Raw genomic sequence first — 25,773 nt, 5'->3', positions numbered from 1 at the left:
ATTTTTATTATTTATTTTTAATTAAAAATAAATATTTAAATATAATTTAAAATATTTTAAAATAAATATTATAATAAAAAATTTAACACGTCCTTAGCTCAGTAGGATAGAGCAGCAACCTTCTAAGTTGTTGGTCACAGGTTCGATTCCTGTAGGACGTAAATAAAAATTTTAATATTTAAAAATATTTATTTAAAAAATAAATATTTTAAAAATACTTTTATATCAAATATTTTTATTAGGATTTTAAAAATGAAAATTAAAAATAAAAATATTTTTTTAACTATATTTTTTTTTATAATTACATTAATTATATTTATTTTTAGTAGTGCTCCCTTTTTTTTAATTAAGACAAAAGGTGATATTAGTTTATTAGAAAAAAAATTAATAATTACATCTATTATTTTAATGTTAATTATTATAATTCCTGTTATATATATTACTATATTTTTTTTTTTAAAATATAATGAAAAAGAAAAAAAAATATATAAACCTAATTGGTGTAATTCAAAAAAAATAGAATTTTTAATATGGACAATACCAATTATAATAATTTTAATACTTGGAACAATAACTTTAAAAACGACACATGTTTTAGATCCTTATAAACCATTAATTAATTGTAATGAACCTATTGAAATTGAAGTTATATCATTAGATTGGAAATGGTTATTTATTTACCCTAATAATAAAATTGCTACTATAAATGAAATTTGTTTTCCTAAAAATACTCCAATAAAATTTAAAATTACTTCAAATTCAGTTATGAATTCTTTTTTTATTCCTAAATTAGGTAGTCAAATTTATTCAATGGCTGGAATGGAAAGTAAATTAAATTTAATAAGTAATGAATCTGGTAATTATGAAGGTTTTTCAAGTAGTTTTAGTGGTAAAGGATTTTCTAATATGAAATTTAAAGTTATTGTAACTGAAAATAATAATGAATTTAAAAAATGGTTAAATATAGTAAAAATGTCAAAAAAAACTATATTAAATAATAGACAATTTTATTATATTAGTAAACAAAGTGAAAATAATCCAATAGAATATTATTCTAATGTAGAAAATAATTTATTTAAAAAAATAATATTAAATTTTATTAAATAATAAAATATAAAAAAAAAATTAAAAAAGGAATTATTTATGTTTGGAAAATTAACATTTAATGCTATTCCAATACATGAACCAATTATAATGTGTACTATAAGTATAGTTTTAATATTTTTTATATTGTTTATAGTTACTATGACACATTTTAATAAATGGAAATGGTTATGGAATGAATATATTATATCATTAGATCATAAAAAAATAGGAATAATGTATATAACAATTTCAATAATTATGTTTATAAGAGGTTTTGTAGATGCTTTAATGATGCGTAGTCAACAAGCTATAGTTTCTTCAGGTAAAACTGGATTTTTATCTTCAAGTCATTATAATCAAATATTTACTGCACATGGTGTTATAATGATTTTTTTTATGGCTATGCCTTTTATAGTAGGTTTTATGAATTTAATTATACCTCTTCAAATAGGAACACGTGATGTTGCTTTTCCATTTTTAAATTCTCTTAGTTTTTGGTTATTTTTTTTTAGTGCATTATTAATTAATATATCACTTGGAATTGGAGAATTTGCTCAAACTGGATGGTTATCATATCCACCATTATCAAATAAACAATATAGTCCAAGTGTAGGAGTTGATTATTGGATATGGAGTTTACAAATATCTGGTATAGGAACATTATTAACTGGAATTAATTTTATAGTAACTATATTAAAAATGAGAGCTCCTGGTATGTCATTAATGAAAATGCCAATTTTTATTTGGACATCTTTATGTAGTAATATATTAATTGTTTTATCATTTCCTATACTTACAGTTACTATTTTATTATTAACTTTTGATAGATATATAGGAACACATTTTTTTACTAATAATATGGGCGGAAATATAATGATGTATATAAATTTAATTTGGGCTTGGGGACATCCAGAAGTGTATATATTAATGCCTATTTTTGGAATTTTTTCTGAAATTACTTCTACATTTTCTCAAAAAAAATTATTTGGTTATAAATCTTTAATTTTAGCAACTATATCAATAACTATATTATCTTTTATAGTTTGGTTACATCATTTTTTTACTATGGGAGCGGGTGCTAATGTTAACTCATTTTTTGGAATAGCTACTATGATAATAGCTATACCAACAGGAGTTAAAATATTTAATTGGATTTTTACTATGTATAAAGGACGTATAAAAATTAATTCTGCTATGTTATGGACAATTGGATTTATAATTTCATTTTCTATTGGTGGAATGAGTGGAGTTTTATTATCTGTTCCAGGTGCTAATTACTATCTTCACAATAGTTTATTTTTAATTGCTCATTTTCATAATGTTATAATTGGTGGTGTAGTTTTTGGGTGTTTTGCTGGTGTTACTTATTGGTTTCCTAAATTTTTTGGTTTTAAATTAAATGAAAAATGGGGAATAAGAGCATTTTGGTTATGGATTATTGGTTTTTTAATAGCATTTCTACCATTATATTTATTAGGTTTTATGGGAATGACAAGAAGATTAAGTCAAAATATAAATAAAAATTTTCATTTTCTTTTATTTATCGCAGAAATAGGAGCTATATTAATTTTAATAGGTGTTATATTTCAAATAATACAATTTTATGTGAGTTTTCGTGATAAAAAAAAAAATATTGATATTTCTGGTGACCCTTGGAATGGAAGAACTTTAGAATGGTCTACTTGTTCTCCTCCAAATAAATATAATTTTGCTGTAATTCCTAAAGTAAAAGATATTGATGCATTTTGGCATATTAAAAATGAAAATTTACAATATAAAGAAAAAATTTATAAAATTATTAAAATACCTAATAATACATCTTCAGGATTTATAATAGGAATATTTAGTTTATTATTTGGATTTTCAATGGTTTGGTATATTTGGTGGTTAGCAATATTAAGTATATTTTTTATTATTTTAATTATTATTTTAAGAAGTTTTATTATAAAAAATTATTATGAAATTTCTGTAAATTATATAAAAAAAAATGAATTTATAAATAATAAAGGAATAAAATAGAATTATGAATATAAATAATATAAATAAAAAAAAATCTTTTTTAGATTATAAATGTTTAGATATAAATTATAAAAAAATTTTTGGTTTTTGGATTTATATTATGAGTGATTGTATTTTTTTTGCTTGTTTATTTGCTATATATATGGTTTTAAATAATAATAAAATTAATTTTTTTATTAAAAAAGAAATATTTAATTTAAATAGTGTATTATTAGAAACAATAATATTACTTACAAGTGCATTTACTTTTGGAATAGCAATTTCAAAAATTAATTCTAATAATATAAAAAGTTTAAATAATTGGTTATTTTTAACTTTTTTATTAGGTTTAACATTTTTAATTATTGAATTTAATGAATTAAATCATTTTATTAAAATACATATTGGACCTAATTATAATGCTTATATGTCAAGTTTTTTTTCAATTCTTTTTATTCATGGAGCACATGTCTTTTTTGGATTAATATGGATTTTAATTACTATTTTACAAATAAAAACAGATAATTTAATTCCAGCTAATAAAACTAGATTAATTTGTTTAAGTTTATTTTGGCATTTTTTAGATATTATATGGATATGTGTATTCACTATAATATATTTTTTAGGTTATTTAAATAAATGAAAAAAATAATTAATAATAATAACAACAACAATAATAATAATAATAATAATAATAATAATAATAATAATAAATATAAGTTTTATTCAATTAAAAATTATTATATTGGATATATAATATCAATAATATTAACAATAATTCCATTTATTACAATAAAATATGAATTTTTAAATAAAATATTTAATATTTATATAGCAATTTTATTTTCATTAATTCAAATAATTATACAATTAAAATTTTTTTTACATGTTAATACTTCTAAACAAGAAAAATTAAATTTTATTACATTAATTTTTACTTTTATGATAATTTTAATACTTATATTTGGTTCTATTTGGATAATGTTTAATTTAAATAAAAATATGTTATTAAATTAATTTTAATAATTTTAAAAAATATTTTATATTTTAAATAAAATTTAAAAAAATATTTTAAAATATTTTTTAAAATTAATATGAAATATAATAATTTAATTAAAATTTTAAATAAAAGACTATTAATAAATCAAATCACAAAAGAAGAAGAAATTAAAAAAATATTATTTAAAAAAAAAATAGCACTATATTGTGGTTTTGATCCAACAGCTGATAGTTTACATTTAGGTCATTTATTACCAATTATATTATTAAAAAGATTTCAATTATTAGGACATAAACCTATAATATTAATAGGTGGTGCAACTAGTTTAATTGGTGATCCAAGTTTTAAATTAAATGAACGTAAATTAAATAATAAAAATGATATTAAGATATGGTCAAAAAAAATTGAAAATCAAATTAAATATTTTTTAGATTTTAATTATGATTTTAATAATGCAATTATAATAAATAATTATAAATGGTATAAAAAAATAAATATTTTATATTTTTTACGTAATATTGGTAAATATTTTTATATAAATAAAATGATTAAAAAAGATTTTGTTAAACAAAGATTAAATTTTGAAGATAAAAGTATTTCTTTTACTGAATTTTCATATAATTTATTACAAAGTTATGATTTTTTAAAATTATATAAAAAATATAAAGTAATATTACAAATTGGAGGTTCTGATCAATGGGGTAATATTGTTTCTGGTATTGATTTAATATATCGTATTTATAAAAAAAAAGTTTTTGGTTTAACTTCACCTATTATAAAACAATCAAATGGTATTAAATTTGGTAAAACAGAAAAAAAAACTATATGGTTATCTAAAAAAAAAACTAGTCCTTATAAATTTTATCAATTTTGGATTAATGTAAGTGATAAAGATGTTTATAATTTTTTAAAAATTTTTACATTTATAAATATTAAAAAAATTGATAAATTAGAAAAAGAAGAAAAAAAAAATACAAAAAAACCAAAAGCACAATATATATTAGCTAAAGAAATTACAAGATTAGTACATGGTAAAAAAGAATTAAATATTGCATTACGTATTACAAAAAATTTATTTAAAGATTGTTATAATAATTTAACAAAATTTGATTTTTTACAACTAGAATTAAATATACCTACAATATCATTTTATATTAATGTTAGTTTAAAAAAATCAATTATAAAAGCAGGTTTTGTAAATTCTTATAGTAAAGCTTATAAAATTATAAAATCTAATTCAATTAGTATTAATAATATTAAACAATCTAATCCTGAATATATATTTAATAAAAAAGATCGTTTATATAATTATTATACTATAATTAAAAAAGGGAAAAAAAATTTTTGTTTAATTTTATGGAAAAATTTTTAAATATTTTAAAATAATTTAATTATAAATTATTTTAAAATATGTTTTTTTTTAATTCTTTTAAATAACATTTTAAATTTTTTAATTTTATGTCCTAACATAGGTTTTTTAATTCCATTCCAAGTTAATTTTATATTTAAAAATTTTTCAGAATTTAAAATAAAATTTGGAATAATAGGTTTTAAATAAGTAATTAAAATTTTAAATAAATTTATACACATTGAACAAATTTTATGTAAATTATCATATTTTTTAATTTTAAATAATAACCAAGGTTTTTTAATATTTATATAAATATTAGCTAAATCAACTAATTTTATTACTATACGTATTATAGAACTAATTTTCATATTTAAATATAATTTTGAAATTTTTTTTGATTCTTTTATAAAAATTTGATATATTTTTGAATTTTTAAAATTATTTGATAATTTATTAAAGAAATATTTATTTATAAAAGAAGAACTTCTAGATGCTAAATTTGCTAATTTATTAACAATATCTGTATTAATACATTTTAAAAAATCATTAATATTAAAATTTATATCATTTATAGAATTAGAAATTTTACTTGCATAATAATAACGTAAACAATCAGAATTTATATTTTTATAATATGATTTAGCATTAATAAAATTATATTTTGATTTTGACATTTTTATATCATTTATTGTTATATGTCCATGAATAAATAATTTTGTAGGTTTTCTTAATTTTACACCTTCTAACATAGATGGCCAAAATAAACTATGAAAATATATAATATCTTTTCCTATAAAGTGATATAATTCAAAATTAGAATTTTTATACCAAATTTTATCAAAATTTAATTTTTTATTAAAATTACATAATTTTTTAATAATTCCTATATATCCTATTGGTGCATCAAACCAAACATAAAAAAATTTGTTTTTTTCTTTTGGAATTTTAAAACCAAAATATGGTTTATTTCTAGAAATATTCCATGATTTTATTCCATTTTTATACCATTCTAATATTTTATTTAATATTTCATTTTTAATTACTCCAGATTTTATCCAATAATAAATTTTTTTTTTTAATAAAATTAAATTTAAAAAATAATGTTTAGAATTTTTAATAATAGGTTTTATTCCTGTTATTACAGATTTTGGATTTATTAATTCTGTTGACTTATAAAAATTTCCACATATTATACAATTATCTCCATATTGATCATATGAATAACATTTTGGACAAATACCTATAACATAACGATCTGGTAAAAAAAATTTTTTTTTTTTATCATATAATTGATTATAATTTTTTTTTTTAATAAATCCATTATGTTTAAGTTTTTTAAAAAAAAAATTTATCAATTTTTTATTTTCTAAATTATGAGTTAAATAATATTTGTCATATATTATATTAAAATTTTTAAAATCTAATATATGTTCATTATATATTTTTAAAATTATATTTTTAGGTAATTTATTTTCTTTTTTAGATTTTAACATAATTGCAGTACCATGTGCATCATCTGAACATACAAAATATACTTTATTCCCAATTAATCTATTATAACGTACTAAAATGTCAGCTTGAATATGTTCAAATAAATGACCAATATGAATAGAACCATTTGAATATGGAAAAGCACATGTAATAATCATTTTTTTTTTAATTATTTTAATCATATAAATTTAATTTAATTATTTTAATTAATATAAAATTATTTAAAAAATGAAAATAATTAAAAATTTAATTTCAATTTATAAAAAAATTATAAATTATCTATTTAAATTAATAAAAAAAATAATAATAATTTTTATTTTTTTAAAAATTATTTTTTATGTTTTTAATTATTTAATAATATATAAAAATAAAATAATATTAAATTATAATGTTAAAAAAGTTTTACTATTTGATATAAAAGGTATAATAAGTGATGAAAAAAATACAAATAATATAAAAGAAAAAATAAATTACAATTTATTTAAATTTAAAAATACATTATTTGATATAATTAAAATTATACGTTCAGCTAAAAAAAATAAAAATATTACAGGAATAATATTAAAATTAAATAAATTTTTAGGTGCTAATCAAACATCATTAAAATATATAGGTAAAGTATTAAATGAATTTAAAAAAAGTGGTAAACCAATTTTTGCTATTAGTGATAATTATAATAAATCTCAATATTATTTAGCTAGTTTTGCAAATTATATATATATATATCCTAATGGTATATTAAATTTATATGAATTAAATAATGATAAAATTTATTATAAATCTTTATTAAATAAATTAAAAATAAATTGTCATATTTATAGAATAGGAATAGAAAAAACAGCTATTGAGCCTTATATATATGATAAAATGCCTAAAAAAACAAAACATTTAGAAAATAAATTATTAAATAAATTATGGTTAAATTACATTTATGATATATCAAAAAATAGAAAAATTAAATTATATGAAAATCCAAAAAATATTTTAAAATTTATTAAATTTACATTAAAAAAAAAAAATAATAATAAATATAATTTTAATAGAATATTAATAGATAAAATTATTACTAAAAAACAAATTAAAAAGGAATTTATTGATTTTTTTGGTTTAAATAAATATAAAAATAATTATAAATTTATAAGTTTTTATAATTATAAAATTAAAAATATAAATACAAATATAAATAAAAATGAAATAGCAATAATTTTTATAAATGGTAAAATTATAAATTCTAAAAATATATATCAAGTTTCAAGTAGTAAAAAAATAATTAATAAATTAAAAAAAGCAAAATTAAATAATAACATTAAAGCGATAATATTATTTATTAATAGTCCAGGAGGAAGTATTGAAGCTTCTGAAAAAATAAGTTCAGAAATATTAAATATACGTAAATTAGGTAAACCTGTAATTGCATTAATGGGTAATATATGTGCATCAGGTGGATATTGGATATCTACTGCAGCAAATTATATAATTGCTGATAGTAATACAATAACAGGTTCTATAGGTGTATTCACAATAATTAATACTTATGAAAAATTTTTAAATTCATTTGGAATTCATTATGATAGTTCTAATGAATCACCTTTATCAAATTTAAATTTTGTAAAACCATTATCAAAATATTTATCAAAATTAATTGAATTAAATGTAAAAAATGGATATATAAAATTTATAAAATTAATTTGTAAAAGAAGAAATATTGATGTTAAAAAAATTATTCAATTATCACAAGGTAATATATTTTTAGGTGAAGAAGCAAAAAAAAACAAACTTATAGATCAAATTGGAGATTTTGATGATGCAATTAAAAAAATAATTGAATTATCAAAATTAAAATATTGGCATTTAAATTGGATAATATAAAAAAAATATAATTTAATAATTTATTAAAAAAATATAAAATTTTTAATAAAAATTTATATTTTATTTTTAAAAATATTATTTTAATATATTTATAATTAATAAATATATTAAATAATTATTATACTATAAAAATAAGGAAAATATGACTGTAGCAATAATAATTTCAACACATGGTATTGCTGCAAAAGAAATGTTATCAACAACTGAAATGTTAATAGGGAAACAAAAAAATGTAAATTGTATAGATTTTTTATCTGAAGAAAATTCTGAAAATTTATTTTTAAAATATAATAAATCAATAAAATCTTTAAATATAAATAAAGGACTTATTTTTTTAGTTGATATATGGGGTGGAAGTCCTTTTAATATTGCTAGTCGTATTGTAACAAAACATAATAATTATGAAATTATTTCTGGCGTTAATATTCCAATGTTAGTAGAATTATTTTTAGCTAGAGAAGATAATATAACATTTAAAGAATTAATTAATATAGCATATTTAAATGGTAAAAATGGAATAAAATTATTTAAAAATAAATATATTAAAAATAATAAAATAAATAATTTTAAAGAAAATAATAAAATAGAAAAAATTAAAAATAATAATATACATATGAAAATTGTTTTAGCGCGTATTGATGATAGATTAATACATGGTCAAATTGTAACAAGTTGGGTTAAAGAAACAAAAATTGATCGTATTATTGTTATTAGTGATGAAGTTAATAATGATTATATTAGAAAAACTTTATTAAAACAAGTATCACCTCCTGGAATTTCATCACATGTTGTTGGAATTGAAAAATCTATTCGTGTTTGGAATAATATAAAATATTCTAATGATTATGTTATGTTACTTTTTACTAATCCTAGTGATGTTTTAAAAATTGTTGAAAAAGGTATTATAATAAAATCTATAAATATTGGTGGTATGTCATATAAAAAAGGTAAAACTCAAATAAATAATGCAATTTCAGTAGATTCAAAAGATATTGAATCATTTAAAAAATTAAATAATTTAGGTATTGAATTAGAAGTTCGTAAAGTACCTAGTGATAGAAAATTAAAAATTATGGATTTAATAAAGAATATAAATATAAATTAAAATATTTTATATATTTTAAAATAAAATTGGAAAATATATGGAAATTAATAAATTTCAATTTTTTTTATTATTTATTATTTTTTTAATTATTGGTATGGATTCTATATTAGATGAATTTCAATTTCACAGACCTTTAATTGCATGTACATTAATTGGATATATATTAAATGATATTAAAACAGGATTTACAATTGGTGGTACATTAGAAATGATATCATTAGGTTGGATGAATGTTGGAGCTGCCGTTGCTCCTGATGTTGCATTAGCTTCAATTATATCTACTATTTTAGTTATTTTAGGTGGTCAAAAAATTGGTTCTGGTATAGCATTAGCAATTCCAATTGCTGCAACTGGCCAAGTACTTACTATTATTATACGTACTTTTACAATATTTATTCAACATTTAGCTGATAATGCAGCTAAAAAAAATAATTTAAAAATAATTAGTATATTACATATTATTGCATTAATTATGCAAGGTATGAGAATTGCAATACCTTCAATTTTTTTTATATTTTCAATAAAATCTCCTATTATTAATAATATATTAAATTCAATTCCAGAAAGTATTACAACAGGTTTAAATATTTCAGGAGGTATTATTGTTGTTATTGGGTATGCTATGGTAATTAATATGATGAGCGCAAAATATTTAATGCCTTTTTTTTATGCTGGTTTTGTAATAGCTGCTTTTACAAATTTTAATTTAGTAGCATTAGGAATTATTGGTATAGTAATAGCTATTATATATATACAATTAAATCCAAAATATTATAAACATATTTGTGAATATAATAATAAAAACAATAAAAAAGAAATTGATAATGAATTAGATTAAAGGTAATTTTTTTAATGAAAAAAAAACTTACTTTTATAGATATCAATAAAGTTATTATACGTTCAAATTTATTTCAAGGATCATGGAATTTTGAACGTATGCAGGCTTTAGGTTTTTGTTTTACAATTATTCCTGCTATACGTAAATTATATCCTAAAAAATCAAATGAAAGAAAAGAAGTAATTTTAAGACATCTTGAATTTTTTAATACTCATCCATATATTGCAGCTCCTATAATTGGTGTAGTATTAGCATTAGAAGAACAAAAAATTAATGGTGCTAATATTAATCAAGTTGCTATAAACAATGTTAAAATTGGTTTAATGGGTCCTTTAGCAGGAATTGGAGATCCTATTTTTTGGGGTACAATACGTCCAATTTTTTCAGCTTTAGGTGCTGGATTAGCAATGAATGGTAGTTTATTAGGTCCTTTAATTTTTTTTTTTTCTTTTAATTTAATTAGATTAACAACTCGATATTTTGGAATTTTTTATGGATATAAAAAAGGAATTAATATAATAAAAGATATTAGTGATGGAGTATTAAAAAAAATTACTGAAGGTACTTCAATTTTAGGTTTATTTGTTATGGGAGCATTAGTAAACAAATGGACACATATTAATATACCTATTGTAATTTCTAAAATTAAAGATTCTTCTGATAATATTAAAATTACAACATTACAAAATATTTTAGATCAATTAATGCCAGGTTTAATACCTTTATTATTAACATTTTTTTGTATGTGGTTTTTAAAAAAAGTTAATGCACTTTATATAATATTAATATTTTTTTTAATAAGTATAATTAGTTATAAATTAGGTATTTTAGGAATTTAATTATTTATTAAAAAAATTAAATTATTTAATTAATAAAAATATTAATTAAAAAATTTTTAAATTTTTAAAAATATTAAAATTAAAATTTATTATAATATTTTAAAATATATTTTTTTTATATTTTAAATAATATTTTTAAAAATATTAAATTTTATAATAATTTATATTATTAATAATTTTTTTTAAAAATATTTTATATTTTTATTAATTAATTTTTTAAAAAAAAATGTTAAAAACTAAACATAATAAATTAATAATAATTGGTTCTGGCCCAGCTGGTTATACAGCTGCAATATATAGTGCACGTGCAAATTTAAAACCATTATTAATTACTGGTTTAGAAATAGGTGGACAATTAACAACAACTGAAAAAATTGAAAATTGGCCTGGAAATAAAAATAATTTAACAGGAAAAAAATTAATGGAACGTATGAAAAAACATGCAGAAAAATTTAATACTAATATTATTTTTGATTATATTAAAGATACTAATTTAAAAAATAATCCATTTATTTTATTTGGTGAATATTATAAATATTCTTGTGATTCATTAATAATAGCAACTGGTGCAACAGCTAAATATTTAAATATTCCTTCTGAAACTAATTTTAAAGGAAAAGGGGTTTCTACTTGTGCAACATGTGATGGATTTATATATAAAAATAAAACAGTAGTTGTAGTAGGAGGAGGTAATACTGCAATTGAAGAAACATTATATTTATCAAATATTGCTAAAAAAGTTTATTTAATTCACCGTAGTGAAAAATTTAAAGCAGAAAAAATTTTAATTAATAGACTTAAAGAAAAACAAAAAAAAAAAAATATTTTTATATATACTAATTATATTGTAGAAGAAATTTATGGTAATAAAACAGGAGTAACAGGGATAATAATAAAAAATATTAAAAATAAAATTTTAAAAAATTTTTTAGTTGATGGAATTTTTATAGCAATAGGTCATAAACCAAATACAGATATTTTTAAAAATCAATTAAATTTAATAAATGGATTTATAAAAGTTAAAAATACAGAATTTAATAAAACTCAAACAAATATTTCTGGAATATTTGCTGCAGGTGATGTTATGGATCAATATTATAGACAAGCAATAACTTCTGCAGCTACTGGATGTATGGCAGCAATAGATGCTGAAAAATATCTTGAAAATATTTTATAATTTTTTTTAAAATTAATTAAAAAAAAAAATATATTTTTTATATTTTAAATTTTTTAAAATAAAAAAGGAAATAATATTAAAAATAAAAAAAAAATAACTTTTAATAATATAAATGATAAAATAAAAGCAGATAAAATTAGATTAAATGATAGTAATGGAAAATTTATTGGAATATTTAATTTAAAAGATGCTTTAATTAAATCAAAAGAAAAAAAACTTGATTTAGTAGAAATTAATTCTAATTTTAATCCTCCAATTTGTAAATTAATGGATTATAATAAATATATGTATAAAAAAAAAAAATTAGTTAAAAAAAATAAAAAGAAACAAAAAATAATACAAATTAAAGAAATTAATTTTAGACCAGTAACTAATAGTAATGATTATAATATAAAAATTAAAAAAATTATTAATTTTTTAAAAAAAGGTAATAAAATTAAAATTTCTTTAAAGTTCAAAGGTAGAGAAATTAATCATAAACATTTAGGTATTGAAATTTTAAACCGTATTAAAAAAAATATTAATGAAAATTTAAATATAGTAAATATTGATTTTTTATCAAAAGAAATTGAAAATCGTCAAATGATAATGATAATTTCTTTTAAAAATAATAAAAATTAAAATTTTTTAAAATAAATTTTAAAATGTTAAAAATAAAAACTATTAGAAGTGCTTATAAACGTTTTAAAAAAAGAAATAATAATTTTAAAAAAAAAAAAGCTAATCTTAAACATATACTTACAAAAAAAACTTCAAAACGTAAACGACATTTACGTATTAAAAATACGGTTTCAAAAAAAGATTTATTTTCAATAAATTCATGTTTACCATATTTATAATTTTTTATAAAATAAATTTTTATAATAATAAGGAAATTTAATGACACGTGTAAAACGTGGTGTTATATCACATTCAAGACATAAAAAATATATTAAACAAGCAAAAGGATATTATGGTGCTAGATCTAGAGTATATAGAGTAGTTAATCAAGCAATTATTAAATCTGGACAATATTCATATCGTGATAGAAGACAATGTAAAAGAATATTTCGTAGATTATGGATAATAAGAATTAATGCAGCTGTTAAAAAATATATTTCATATAGTAAATTTATTAATGGATTAAAAAAATTATCAATAAATATTAATCGTAAAATACTTTCTGAAATTGCAATTTTTGATAAAAAAACTTTTTTAATATTAATTGAAAGAGTAAAAAAAATAATTAATATTTTAAAAAATTAATATAAATCGGCGAGGGAGGATTTGAACCTCCGACCCACTAGTCCCAAACCAGTTACGCTACCAAGCTGCGCTACTCACCGTTTTATATATTTAATTAATATTAACAAATTAATAAGGTGGCTAATGGGAATTGAACCCATGACATCTGGAACCACAATCCAGTACTCTACCAACTGAGTTATAGCCACCAATAAAATTATTATTATATAAATAAAAATTAATCAATTTTTAATTTTTTTTAAAATTATTTGTTAGATCAGTAATTGTGCCTAAATATAGTTCTGATGCTAATTTAATAGATTCATTTAATGTTGGATGTGCATGAATAGTTAAAGCAATATCTTCGGCATAACTTCCCATTTCTATAGCTAAACTAATTTCACCTAATAATTCTCCACCGTGAGTTCCAATAATTATTCCACCAATTATTCTATTTGTTTTACTTTCAAAAATTAATTTTGTAATACCTTCATGAGAATCTGAAATAATTGCACGACCTAAAACTGACCATGGAAATACAGAAACTTTATATTTTATATTTTTTTTTTTAGCTATTTTTTCTGTTATTCCAACCCATGCAACTTCTGGATCTGTATAAATTATTGAAGGAATATTTTTTTTTTCAAATATAATTTTTTTATTTCCAGAAATTACTGATGCTACAATATGTCCTTCTTGTATTCCTTTATGAGCTAACATAGGCTGTCCTGTTACATCTCCAATTGCAAAAATATTTTTAATATTAGTTTTTAATTGATTATTAACTAATATAAAACCATTTTTATCTGTTTTAATACCAATTTCATTAATATTTATATTATCTGTATTAGGTTTACGACCAATTGCAATTAATATTTTATTATATATTTTTTTTTTAATATATTCTTTGTTATTAATTTCAACATAAGCTAAATTATTTATAATTTTAATTTCTTTAATAGTAGTATTTAACATTATTTTACTTTTTTTACAAATAATATTATATAAAATTTTTGCAATATCATTATCAATTTCAGGAATTATTTGATCATTTAATTCAATTATATCTACTTTTGAACCTAATGAACTATATATGTAAGCCATTTCTAAACCAATTATTCCACATCCTATAATTAATAATTTTGATGGTATTTCTAATAATTTTAACGCATCATTTGAATCCCAAATAATTGAATTTTTTTTTTTATAAAATGGTAATTTAATAGGTCTTGAACCAGTTGCAATAATTGCATAATCAAAATTAATTATAATTTTTTTATCATTTTTTTTAATAATTATTGAATTTATATTTTTAAATTTTGCAATTCCATTAATAATTTTAATATTTCGAATTTTAGATAAATTTAAAATACCTAAATTTAATTTTTTAATTATATTATTTTTCCATTCACATATTTTATTTATATTATTTTTGAATTCACATAATATAATACCTTTTTTAGATAATTTTTTAATTTCTTCAATAATTTTTGATATATATAATAAAAATTTTGAAGGTATACATCCAACATTTAAACATACACCTCCTAAATTTAAATATTTTTCTATTAAAATAGTTTTAAAACCTAAATCAGCACAACGAAAGGCTGATGAATAACCTGCTGGACCTGATCCTATTACCACAACTTGAGTTTTTATTAAATTATTCATTTTATTTTATTTATATTAATTATATTAATAAAAATATCTAAATAAATTATTTTAAATATTAATAAAATATTATAATTATAAGTATTTATAAATTCATTTAAAGTTATAACTATTATATAAATATTAAAAAATAAAATTAAATTTAAAATGGATATAATGAATAAAAAAATTAGAAATATAGCTATTATAGCACATATTGATCATGGTAAAACAACTTTAATAGATAAATTATTACAACAAACTGGAATGATTAAAGAAAACAATTTTAATAAAAGAGTTATGGATTCTAATGAATTAGAAAAAGAACGTGGTATTACTATTATTTCTAAAAATACTTCTATATTATGGAATGGATATCGTATAAATATTATTGATACTCCAGGACATGCAGATTTTGGAGGTGAAGTTGAACGAATTATGTCAATGGTTGATGCAGCAATTTTAATTGTTGATGCTCTAGAAGGACCTATGCCACAAACTCGTTTTGTAACAAATAAAGCTCTTTTAAATGGTTTAAAAATAATACTTGTTATTAATAAAATAGATAGATTTGGAGCACGTCCTGATTGGGTATTAAATAAAACTTTTGATTTATTTGTTAATTTAAATGCTAGTGATGAACAATTAGATTTTCCAATTATTTATACATCTGCTATTAATGGTTCTTCTGGTACTGATTATAAAAAAATGGAAAATAATATGATACCATTATTAAAAACAATTATAAAAAATGTTAAACCACCTATAAATAATATTAATAAAAAATTTAGAATGCAAATTTCTCAATTAGAATATAATAATTATTTAGGTACTATAGGTATTGGAAGAATTAAAAGTGGAAAAATATATTTAAACAAACCAATTATTGTAATTAATAAAAAAGGAATTATAAGAAACGAAAAAATATTAAAAATACTTATTTATTTAGGTTTAGAACGTATTGAAGTAAAATCTGCAAATTCAGGTGATATAGTAGCAATTTCTGGTATAGGAAAACTTAATATTTCTGATACTATATGTGATATAGATAATATTAAACCAATTCAACCACTTTATGTTGAAGAACCTACTATAACTATGTTTTTTAACGTAAATGATTCACCTTTTAGTGGTAAAGAAGGAAAATATGTAACTTCAAGACAAATATTAAAACGTTTAAAAAAAGAAACATTAAATAATGTATCATTAAAAATAGAAGAAACAAAAGATACTAATATTTTTTGTGTTTCTGGACGTGGTGAATTACATTTATCAATTTTAATTGAAAATATGAGAAGAGAAGGTTTTGAATTATCTGTATCTAGACCTACTATTATAACAAAAAAAATAAATAATATTATTAAAGAACCATATGAAAATTTAATATTAGATATAAAAAAACAATATCAAGGAATAATTATAAAAATTTTAGGTAAAAAAAAAGGAATTTTAAAAAATATAATACAATATACTAAAGAATTAGTTAGATTAGAATATTTAATTTCATCTAATAATTTAATAGGTTTTAGATCTGATTTTATAACTTTAACAAATGGTACAGGATTAATACATTCTGCGTTTAGTCATTATGATAATATTTGTGAAAAAATAATAAATAAAAGATCTAATGGTGTATTAATATCTAATAATCAAGGTAAAGCTGTTGCTTTTGCATTATTTAATTTACAAAATCGTGGTAAATTATTTATAAATCATGGAGAAAAAGTTTATGAAGGACAAATAATTGGTATAAGTTCTCGTCCAAATGATTTGACTGTAAATTGTATTACAGGAAAAAAATTAACAAATTTACGTGCATCTGGTTCAGATGATGCTATTACATTAATTTCACCTATTAAAATGACTTTAGAAAAAGCACTCCAATTTATTGAAAATGACGAATTAATTGAAATAACTCCTAAATCTATTAGAATACGTAAAAAATATTTAAAAGAAAATGAAAGAAAACGTATAAATCGTAATTTTAACAAAATTAAAAATAATATTTAATTTTAAATTATAACTTTTAATATTTAATATTTAATAATTAATAATATTTAATATTATTATTTTTAATTATTTTTTTTTAAAATTAAATATTTAAAATATTTTATTTTTTTTAAAATTAAAAAATATTTATTTTTAAATTATTATTAATTTATTTATTAATTATATTTAAAAAAAATGAATGATAAAGTTCTTGCAAAAAAATGGAGACCAAATTTTTTTAAAGAAGTAATAGGACAAAATCATGTAATTATATCTTTAATAAATAGTTTTTTATTAAATCGTTTACATCATGCTTATATTTTTTATGGTATAAGAGGTGTTGGAAAAACTACAATTGCTAGATTATTAGCAAAAAGTTTAAATTGTAAAAATAATATTTTATATAAATCGTGTGGTACATGTAATAATTGTAAACAAATTGATAAAGGTGATTTTATTGATCTCATTGAAATTGATGCTGCTTCAAAAACTAAAATAGAAGATACACGTGAATTGTTAGAAAATATATATTATACTCCTATTCAAGGTAATTATAAAATTTATATTATAGATGAATTTCATATGCTTTCAAAAGGTAGTTTTAATGTTTTATTAAAAACACTAGAAGAACCTCCAAAACATGTAAAATTTTTATTAGCAACAACTGAAATTAATAAAATACCTGAAACAATTTTATCACGTTGTTTTAAATTTCATTTAAATACAATAAATAAAAAATTAATTTATAATCAATTAAAAAAAATTTTAAAATTTGAAAAAATTAAATTTGATCATGATTCATTAAAAATTATATCATCTGCTGCAAATGGTAGTATGAGAGATGCTTTAACGTTAACTGATCAAGCAATTGCAATGGGAAATGGTATAATAAATTATAATATAGTAAATAATATGTTAGGATATTTAGATAATGAAAATTTTATATATTTATTAGAATTAATTTATAAAAATGATGGAAATAAAATTATAGAAAAAATTTCACAATTACATTTAATTAATATAGATTGGGATTATTTATTAATTGAAATTTTAATGTTATTACATAATTTATATATTATAAAAATAATAAATAAAAATATTATTGATGAAAAATATATAAATATTAAAAATCGTTTATTAAAATTATCAAAAAATTTTTCTAAAAATGAAATTAAAAAATATTATCAATATTTTATAAATGGAAGAAAAAATTTAATATATTCACCAAATAAGAAGATAGGTATTGAAATTATTTTTTTAAATATATTATTTAAAAAACAAAAAAATAAAAAAAACCATATTTTTAAAAAAGTTTTATTATTAGAATATAAAAAATCTTTTTTCTTTTTAAATATAAATATTATTAAAAAATGTATAAATAATTTAATTATTATAAATCAAAATTTAAATAAAAATAAAAAAATATTTTTAAAAAAAAATTTATTTTTAATTAAAAAAAATTATTTTTGAAAATAATCAATTATTAATTAATATAATAAATTTTAATATTAATAAAATATTATTTAATAATATTATAAATAATTATTTTAATATAAAAAATTATAATAAAATATGTAATATTAAAAAAAAAAAAATAGAAAAATTTTTAATATTTAAAAAAAAAAAAATTAAATTATTAATTTTTAATATTTTTTAAATTTTAAATAATTTAAGTTCATTTTTAATTTCTTTAATATTTATTTTATAATTTTTTTCTTTAAAAATAGCTGTTCCAATAACAAAAATATTTGCACCAGATTTAGCAACTTTTAAAATATTATTTTTATTTATACCACCATCAACTTCTAAATCTATATTATAACCATTTTTATCTATTATTTTTTTAACATCTTTAATTTTATTATAAATATTTTTAATAAATAATTGTCCACCATAACCAGGATTAACAGACATTAAAATTATTACATCAATTTTATTTATAATATATTTTAAACAACTTAAAGGTGTTGCAGGATTTAAAACAATTCCAACTTTACAATTATATTTTTTTATTATTTCTATAGTTCTATCAATATGATTTGTAGTTTCAGGATGAAAAGAAATAATATTTGCACCTGCTTCAGCAAATTCTGGTATTATTCTATCAACAGGTTTTATCATTAAATGAACATCCATAATTGATTTTATTCCATAATTTCTTAAAGATTTACATATAATAGGACCAAATGTTAAATTTTTAACATAATGATTATCCATTACATCAATATGAATCATATCAACTCCAGATTTTAATACTTTTTTAACATCTTTTCCTAATTTTGAAAAATCTGCAGATAATATAGAAGAAGAAATTAAAAATTTTCTCATTTTTCCTTATTAAAATATATTTTATTTTTATTTAATATTTTATAAATAAAAAATAAATATATTTAAATATTTATTAATTTTAATAATTATATTTAAATTAATAAATTTTTTTAAAAATAAATAATTATTTAATAATATTAAATATATTCAATTTTTAAAATTTTATATTTAGTAATTTCAATTGGAGTTTTTATATATAAAATATCATTTACTTTATTTCCTAATAAACCCTTACCTATAGGTGAATTTATAGAAATTAAATTATTTACAATATCTGATTCATTATTGCAAACTATGCGATATTTAAATTTATTATTATTTTTTAAATTTAAAATAGTTACTGTTGAACCAAAAGTTACTTTTTTAGTATTTTTTATTTTAGTAATATCTAAAATTTGTGAATTTAATAATTTTAATTCAAGATCTTTAATTTTTTTTTCAATTAAATTTTGTTGTTCACGTGCGGCATGATATTCATAATTTTCTTTTAAATCTCCATATTCTCTAGCTTTAATAATTTCTTTAATTATTTTTGGACGTTTAATATTTTTTAAATTATTTAATTCTTTTTTAATTTTTTTATAACCTGAAATTGTTATTAATATTTTTTTCATTTTATTATTTTAAATTTATTTAATATTTTAAAATTTTAAAATGTTTATTATTATTTTTTTTATTAATTAATATTAATTTTTATAAAAAATTTTTAAATATTTTTTTAATAAAATTTAAAATATTTAAAAATATTAATTTAAATTAAAAGGAAATTATGTATAATTTATTAATTTATATTTTTTTAATAATTTCATTTATTATTAATATTTTAATAATTTTTCAAAAGCCTTCAAATGATAAATCAAATATATTAAATAATTGTAAAAATAATACAAATAAAATAATTATATTTTTAACTATTATATTTTTTCTTTTAAATTTATTAATATCAAATATTAATATTAAAAAATTTGAAAAACATAAAACATATCAAAATAATGAAAAAATAATTAATTTAAACAATAAATAAATAATTTTAATTTTTAAAAAAATAAAATTATTAAAAATTTTTATATTTTAAATATATTATTAAATATAAATACAAATTAAAATGGAAAAAAATATAATAATAAATAAAAAAAATAATAAAAAATTAAAAATAATTGAAAAAAAAAATATAAGTAAATATATAGAAAAATATAAAAAACATAATTTTAATATTATTATATTATATAAATATATTACATTATTAAAATTATCAAACATAATTAATTTTAAATATTTTAAATTATTAAAAAAAATAATAAAATTAAAAAAAATTATATTAAATGAAGAAATAATTAAAAGTAATATAATTTATTTAATTTTAAAAAAAAACAGTAATAAAATTTTTTTATATAAAAAAAAAAAAGAAAAAAAAAAAATTAAAAAAAAAAACCCAATTGTTACAATAATGGGACATGTTAATCATGGTAAGACATCATTATTAGATTATATTAGATCGACAAATATAGTATCAAAAGAATCTGGAAATATAACTCAACATATTGGAATATATAATATTAAAACAAAAAATGGTTTTATTACTTTTTTAGATACTCCAGGACATGAAATATTTAATTCTATGCGTAAAAAAGGTATTAAAAATACTGATATTATAGTTTTAGTAATTGCAGTTGATGATGGAATTATGCCACAAACAATTGAAACAATTGAATATTCAAAAAAATTTAAAATTCCTTTAATAATTGCATTAAATAAAATAGATAAAAAAAATTTAAATTTAAATATTATAAAAGAAGAATTAACTAAATATAAAATTATATCTGAAGAATGGGGAGGAGAAACTCAATTTGTTAATATTTCAGCAAAAACAGGAAAGGGTGTAAATAAATTAATTAATTCAATTTTATTAGAATCAGAAATATTAGAAATAAAAAAAAATAAAGATAATAATCCTAATGGAATAGTTATTGAATCTTATTACGATAAAGGTTCTAGACCTATTATTATATTATTATTAAAAAAAGGTATTATATATAAAAATGATATTATAATATATAATTTTAAATTTGAAAAAATAAAATTAATAAGAAATATTTTTGGTAAAAATATAAATATAGCATTACCATCTATGACAATTGAAATTATAGGATTAAGTTTTGTTCCTAAAATAGGAGATAAATTATATTTTTTAAATAATAAAAATAATTTAAATAAATTTTTAAATAAAAATATAATTAATAATGAAGAAAATAAAATAGAAAAAGTTAATGAAGAAAATAAAATAGAAATAGTTAATGAAGAAAATAAAATAAAAAAAGTTAATGAAATTAATAAAAATATTAATATAAATAAAAAAAAAATATTTAAAATAAATATTATTATAAAATCTGATGTATTAGGAACTTGTGAAGTAATTAAAAATGAATTATTAAAATTATCTAATGATATAATTAAAATTAATATTATAAATTTAAGTATAAATAATATAAATGAAAATGATTTAATATTAGCATTAAATAATAAAGCAATTATTTTATGTTTTAATATAAATAAAGAAAATTTATTATGTAAATTAAATAAATTTAAAAATTTAGATATTCGTTATTATTCAATAATATACAAATTAATTAAAGATGTTAAAAAAATAATTATTAATTTATCTTCTGAACATAATATAAAACAAATTGGTTCTGCTAATATATGTAGTATATTTAAAATTGAAAATTTAGGCAATGTAGCAGGTTGTATAATAACAAATGGAACAATTAAAAAAAATAATAAAATTAAAATTTTACGTAATAATAAAATAATATTTAAAGGTATAATAAATTCATTAAAACATTTTAAAAAAAATATTAAAGAAGTTAAAATTGGTACAGAATGCGGTATATATATAAAAAATTTTGATAAATTTAAAATTAAAGATAAAATTGAAGTATATAATTAATTAAATAATTATATAAAATAAATTTAAAATAATGATTAAAAGAAAAACTAATCGTATTAAAAAAATAGAACAACAAATATATAAAGAAATTTCTATTATATTACAACAAAAAAATAAAAATTCTAATTCTATTATAACTATTACAAAAGTAATTATTTCTAAAAATTTAATGTATGCTAAAATTTATGTTACAATATTAAATTGTATTTTAAAAAATAAAAAAAAAATTTTTGAAGAAAGACAAATTAAAAAATTACAATTATTTTCTAAAAAAATACGTTATTTATTAAGTAAACATATAAAATTACGTTTTATACCAAATTTAATTTTTATTTATGATAGATCATTAAAAGATAGTTTATATATAACTTCATTATTAAATAAAACAAATTAAATTTTTAAACATATTAAATATTTAAAAATTAAAATTTAAATAATTTTTTATTATTAACAAATATAAAATTATACAAGGAAATAATGTTTATTAAAAAAATATCTTTTAAAAAAAAAAATATTGATAATTCAATAAAACAAATAAATATATTTAATAAAAAAATTAAAAAATTAAAAAAACATTTTTTAATTAATAAAAAAGATAAACATAGTCTTGTTGGTTTATCAAGAATTATATCTAAAAAAAAAAAATTATTAAAATATTTTAAAAAAAAAAAATTTTTAAAATTATAATAAAATAAATTTAAAATAATTTATTTATAAAATAGTTTAATTAATAATAAATAATTATATTAAATATTTAAATTAACAGGATAATAATTTTGATTAAATCTTACATTTTAGAATTTAAATATGGTGAAAATAATGTTAAATTAAAAACAGGTTTAATAGCAAGACAAGCAAATTCTTCTGTAATTGTTGATATTGATGATACTGTAGTTTTAGCAACTGTTGTTGTAAGTAAAGAAGTGAATAATAATTACAATTTTTTACCTTTATCTATTAATTATCAAGAAAGATCATATGCTGCAGGTAAAATTCCAGGTAGTTTTTTTAGGCGTGAAGGACGCCCAAATGAAAGAGAAATTTTAATTTCTCGTTTAATTGATCGTTCTATTAGACCTCTTTTTCCAAAAAATTTTAATAATGAAATTCAAATTAATGTAATAGTTATGTCATTAAATCCACAAATTAATCCAGATATTGTTTCAATAATTGCTGTTTCAACAGCTTTATCTTTATCTGATATACCATTTCTTGGTCCTATTGGAGTTTCTCGAATAGGATATATAAATAATAATTTTATATTAAATCCAACTATTAAACAATTAAAAAATAGTAATTTAAATTTAATTATTGCAAGTACTTATGAATCAATTATAATGATTGAATCAGAATCTAATTTAATAAATGAAAAAATATTATTAAATGCAATTTCTTTTGGTCATAAAAAACAACAAATTGTTATAAAAAATATAAATAAATTTATAAAAAGAAAAAAAATTAAAAAAAAAAAATATAAAAATAATAAAATAAATGATTTTTTAATTAATGAAGTATCAAATTTATCTAAAAATTCTTTAATTGAAATATATAATATAAAAAATAAAAATGAACGTATATTAAAACTTAATAAAAATAAAGAAGAAGTAATAAATAAAATTATTTTAAATAATGAATCAATTAAAAAAAATGATATTGAAAATATATATATAGATTTAGAAAAAAAAATTTTAAGAGATAAAATAATTAATACAAATAAAAGAATTGATGGTCGTAAAATAGATGAAATTAGAAATATAGATATACATATAAATTATTTACCTCGTACTCATGGTTCTGCTTTGTTTACAAGAGGTGATACTCAATCTTTAGTAACTGTTACATTAGGTACAACAAAAGATGCACAAAATTTAGATGAATTAATATGTGAAAAAACAAATAATTTTATATTTCATTATAATTTTCCAGCATTTTCTGTAGGAGAAATTGGTTTATTATCTATTCCTAAAAGAAGAGAAATTGGACATGGACAATTAGCAAAAAAATCATTATTACCTACAATGCCAACATATAAAAAATTTCCTTATATTATACGTATTGTTTCAGAAATTACTGAATCAAACGGTTCTTCTTCAATGGCATCAGTTTGTGGTGCTTCTTTAGCTCTTATGGATGCTGGTGTTCCAATTAATTTTCATATTGCAGGTATTGCAATGGGATTAATTAAAAATAATAAAGATTTTATAATTTTAACTGATATAATAGGTGAAGAAGATAATTTAGGAGATATGGATTTTAAAGTTTCTGGTAGTTATGATGGTATTTCATCTTTACAAATTGACACTAAATCACAAGGTATAAATGAAAAAATAATTGAATTAACTTTAAAACAAGCAAAAATTGCAAGATTACATATTTTAAATAAAATGAAAAAAATAATAAATATACCTAAAAAAGAAATTTCAAAATTTGCTCCAAAAATTAATATAATAAAAATTAATAAAAATAAAATTAAAGATTTAATTGGAAAAGGTGGAAATATAATTCGTAACCTTACTGAAGAAACTGATACAATTATTGAAATTGAAAATGATGGTATTATAAAAATTTCTTCAAATGATATAAAAAAAATTAATCTTGCTATTCAAAAAATAAATATTATAACTAAAGATATTGAAATAGGAAATATTTATAAAGGTAAAGTTACACGTATTTTAGATTTTGGAGCATTTTTGATTATTAATAATTATAAAGAAGGTTTATTACATATTTCTCAAATTTCTAATAAAAAAGTAAATAGAATAACAGATTATTTAAAAATAGGGCAAGAAATTAATGTTAAAGTAATAGAAATAGATAAACAAGGTAAAATAAGATTAAGTATTAAAGATATATTAAAAAAATAAATTATATTTAAAAAAAA

At 17.1% G+C, this 25,773-nt stretch carries 24 protein-coding genes and 3 tRNA genes; 21 read left to right on the top strand and 6 right to left on the bottom strand.

The features are described from left to right. The first annotated feature begins 87 nt into the window (after nucleotides 1-87). From ACMCL3_RS00185 to tyrS, 6 genes are all read left to right on the top strand, one after another. Nucleotides 88-161: transfer RNA gene (locus ACMCL3_RS00185), tRNA-Arg, on the top strand. 91 nt (nucleotides 162-252) lie between these two features. Next, a complete protein-coding gene (gene cyoA / locus ACMCL3_RS00180; RefSeq protein WP_412728793.1) occupies nucleotides 253-1,107 on the top strand; it encodes a ubiquinol oxidase subunit II in 855 nt (284 codons plus the stop codon). 36 nt (nucleotides 1,108-1,143) lie between these two features. Continuing rightward, nucleotides 1,144-3,105 carry a cytochrome o ubiquinol oxidase subunit I gene (cyoB, locus tag ACMCL3_RS00175; protein WP_412728792.1) on the top strand — a complete coding sequence of 654 codons (1,962 nt, stop codon included), beginning with the start codon at nucleotides 1,144-1,146 and terminating at the stop codon, nucleotides 3,103-3,105. Between the two features lie 4 nt (nucleotides 3,106-3,109). After that, nucleotides 3,110-3,727, top strand: a complete 618-nt coding sequence (locus ACMCL3_RS00170) for a cytochrome c oxidase subunit 3 (protein WP_412728791.1) — start codon at nucleotides 3,110-3,112, stop codon at nucleotides 3,725-3,727. Continuing rightward, on the top strand, nucleotides 3,724-4,101 hold the full coding sequence (gene cyoD / locus ACMCL3_RS00165) for a cytochrome o ubiquinol oxidase subunit IV (RefSeq protein ID WP_412728790.1): 378 nt from the start codon (nucleotides 3,724-3,726) through the stop codon (nucleotides 4,099-4,101). The genes ACMCL3_RS00170 and cyoD overlap by 4 nt, the downstream gene beginning before the upstream one ends. A 77-nt stretch (nucleotides 4,102-4,178) precedes the next feature. Further along, on the top strand, nucleotides 4,179-5,456 hold the full coding sequence (tyrS, locus tag ACMCL3_RS00160) for a tyrosine--tRNA ligase (RefSeq protein ID WP_412728789.1): 1,278 nt from the start codon (nucleotides 4,179-4,181) through the stop codon (nucleotides 5,454-5,456). Nucleotides 5,457-5,482: 26 nt separating this feature from the next. On the opposite strand, the gene metG is transcribed toward tyrS, so the two are convergent. After that, entirely contained in the window at nucleotides 5,483-7,105 is a 1,623-nt protein-coding gene (gene metG / locus ACMCL3_RS00155; protein ID WP_412728867.1) for a methionine--tRNA ligase, read from the bottom strand. Between the two features lie 49 nt (nucleotides 7,106-7,154). Here metG and sppA point away from each other — a divergent pair, with 49 nt between their 5' ends. The 8 genes from sppA (at nucleotide 7,155) to rplT (ending at nucleotide 13,999) form a co-directional block, all read left to right on the top strand. Beyond that, nucleotides 7,155-8,795: a signal peptide peptidase SppA gene (sppA, locus tag ACMCL3_RS00150; protein WP_412728788.1), complete on the top strand. Its 1,641-nt coding sequence runs from the start codon at nucleotides 7,155-7,157 to the stop codon at nucleotides 8,793-8,795. 142 nt (nucleotides 8,796-8,937) lie between these two features. Then, nucleotides 8,938-9,900 (top strand): PTS mannose transporter subunit IIAB, encoded by a 963-nt coding sequence (gene manX, locus ACMCL3_RS00145; protein WP_412728787.1) that lies wholly within the window; start codon nucleotides 8,938-8,940, stop codon nucleotides 9,898-9,900. 37 nt (nucleotides 9,901-9,937) lie between these two features. Next, complete coding sequence (locus ACMCL3_RS00140) at nucleotides 9,938-10,738, top strand: PTS mannose/fructose/sorbose transporter subunit IIC (protein ID WP_412728786.1); 801 nt, start codon at nucleotides 9,938-9,940, stop codon at nucleotides 10,736-10,738. 14 nt (nucleotides 10,739-10,752) lie between these two features. Beyond that, nucleotides 10,753-11,577, top strand: a complete 825-nt coding sequence (gene manZ, locus ACMCL3_RS00135) for a PTS mannose transporter subunit IID (RefSeq protein WP_412728785.1) — start codon at nucleotides 10,753-10,755, stop codon at nucleotides 11,575-11,577. Nucleotides 11,578-11,803: 226 nt separating this feature from the next. Continuing rightward, nucleotides 11,804-12,754, top strand: a complete 951-nt coding sequence (gene trxB / locus ACMCL3_RS00130) for a thioredoxin-disulfide reductase (RefSeq protein WP_412728784.1) — start codon at nucleotides 11,804-11,806, stop codon at nucleotides 12,752-12,754. A 75-nt stretch (nucleotides 12,755-12,829) separates the two neighbouring features. Then, nucleotides 12,830-13,375 (top strand): translation initiation factor IF-3, encoded by a 546-nt coding sequence (gene infC, locus ACMCL3_RS00125; protein WP_412728866.1) that lies wholly within the window; start codon nucleotides 12,830-12,832, stop codon nucleotides 13,373-13,375. A gap of 23 nt (nucleotides 13,376-13,398) precedes the next feature. Further along, nucleotides 13,399-13,593: a 50S ribosomal protein L35 gene (rpmI, locus tag ACMCL3_RS00120; protein WP_412728783.1), complete on the top strand. Its 195-nt coding sequence runs from the start codon at nucleotides 13,399-13,401 to the stop codon at nucleotides 13,591-13,593. 40 nt (nucleotides 13,594-13,633) lie between these two features. Next, the gene (rplT, locus tag ACMCL3_RS00115) at nucleotides 13,634-13,999 is read left to right on the top strand and encodes a 50S ribosomal protein L20 (protein ID WP_412728782.1); all 366 of its coding nucleotides are present in this window, start codon (nucleotides 13,634-13,636) and stop codon (nucleotides 13,997-13,999) included. Nucleotides 14,000-14,005: 6 nt separating this feature from the next. On the opposite strand, the gene ACMCL3_RS00110 is transcribed toward rplT, so the two are convergent. From ACMCL3_RS00110 to lpdA, 3 genes are all read right to left on the bottom strand, one after another. Further along, nucleotides 14,006-14,079, bottom strand: a tRNA-Pro gene (locus ACMCL3_RS00110). 35 nt (nucleotides 14,080-14,114) lie between these two features. Beyond that, nucleotides 14,115-14,187, bottom strand: a tRNA-His gene (locus ACMCL3_RS00105). A gap of 40 nt (nucleotides 14,188-14,227) precedes the next feature. Next, nucleotides 14,228-15,649, bottom strand: a complete 1,422-nt coding sequence (gene lpdA, locus ACMCL3_RS00100) for a dihydrolipoyl dehydrogenase (protein WP_412728781.1) — start codon at nucleotides 15,647-15,649, stop codon at nucleotides 14,228-14,230. A gap of 156 nt (nucleotides 15,650-15,805) precedes the next feature. On the opposite strand from lpdA, the gene typA reads away from it, so the two are divergent. Together typA and dnaX are read left to right on the top strand one after the other, a co-directional pair. Next, nucleotides 15,806-17,638 (top strand): translational GTPase TypA, encoded by a 1,833-nt coding sequence (typA, locus tag ACMCL3_RS00095; protein ID WP_412728780.1) that lies wholly within the window; start codon nucleotides 15,806-15,808, stop codon nucleotides 17,636-17,638. 174 nt (nucleotides 17,639-17,812) lie between these two features. After that, the gene (gene dnaX, locus ACMCL3_RS00090) at nucleotides 17,813-19,087 is read left to right on the top strand and encodes a DNA polymerase III subunit gamma/tau (RefSeq protein ID WP_412728779.1); all 1,275 of its coding nucleotides are present in this window, start codon (nucleotides 17,813-17,815) and stop codon (nucleotides 19,085-19,087) included. A 183-nt stretch (nucleotides 19,088-19,270) separates the two neighbouring features. Here the strand turns inward: dnaX and rpe are convergent, their stop codons facing one another. Together rpe and greA are read right to left on the bottom strand one after the other, a co-directional pair. After that, complete coding sequence (gene rpe, locus ACMCL3_RS00085; protein WP_412728778.1) at nucleotides 19,271-19,945, bottom strand: ribulose-phosphate 3-epimerase; 675 nt, start codon at nucleotides 19,943-19,945, stop codon at nucleotides 19,271-19,273. Between the two features lie 137 nt (nucleotides 19,946-20,082). Further along, nucleotides 20,083-20,559, bottom strand: coding sequence for a transcription elongation factor GreA (gene greA / locus ACMCL3_RS00080; protein ID WP_412728777.1), 477 nt, complete (start codon nucleotides 20,557-20,559; stop codon nucleotides 20,083-20,085). Nucleotides 20,560-20,714: 155 nt separating this feature from the next. Between greA and ACMCL3_RS00075 the strand changes: the two genes are divergently transcribed. From ACMCL3_RS00075 to pnp, 5 genes are all read left to right on the top strand, one after another. Further along, the gene (locus ACMCL3_RS00075) at nucleotides 20,715-20,969 is read left to right on the top strand and encodes a hypothetical protein (RefSeq protein ID WP_412728776.1); all 255 of its coding nucleotides are present in this window, start codon (nucleotides 20,715-20,717) and stop codon (nucleotides 20,967-20,969) included. Between the two features lie 81 nt (nucleotides 20,970-21,050). Beyond that, nucleotides 21,051-22,892, top strand: coding sequence for a translation initiation factor IF-2 (infB, locus tag ACMCL3_RS00070; RefSeq protein ID WP_412728775.1), 1,842 nt, complete (start codon nucleotides 21,051-21,053; stop codon nucleotides 22,890-22,892). A 31-nt stretch (nucleotides 22,893-22,923) separates the two neighbouring features. Beyond that, entirely contained in the window at nucleotides 22,924-23,286 is a 363-nt protein-coding gene (rbfA, locus tag ACMCL3_RS00065; RefSeq protein WP_412728774.1) for a 30S ribosome-binding factor RbfA, read from the top strand. 83 nt (nucleotides 23,287-23,369) lie between these two features. After that, nucleotides 23,370-23,579, top strand: a complete 210-nt coding sequence (locus ACMCL3_RS00060; protein WP_412728773.1) for a 30S ribosomal protein S15 — start codon at nucleotides 23,370-23,372, stop codon at nucleotides 23,577-23,579. A gap of 89 nt (nucleotides 23,580-23,668) precedes the next feature. Then, nucleotides 23,669-25,756: a polyribonucleotide nucleotidyltransferase gene (pnp, locus tag ACMCL3_RS00055; protein ID WP_412728772.1), complete on the top strand. Its 2,088-nt coding sequence runs from the start codon at nucleotides 23,669-23,671 to the stop codon at nucleotides 25,754-25,756. Nucleotides 25,757-25,773 lie beyond the last annotated feature (17 nt).

Source organism: Enterobacterales bacterium endosymbiont of Anomoneura mori (assembly GCF_047159375.1).
In the GTDB taxonomy this organism is placed as follows: Bacteria; Pseudomonadota; Gammaproteobacteria; order Enterobacterales; family Enterobacteriaceae_A.
Note: the sequence above shows the minus strand (reverse complement) of the source record. Positions and strands in the feature narration are given on the sequence as shown.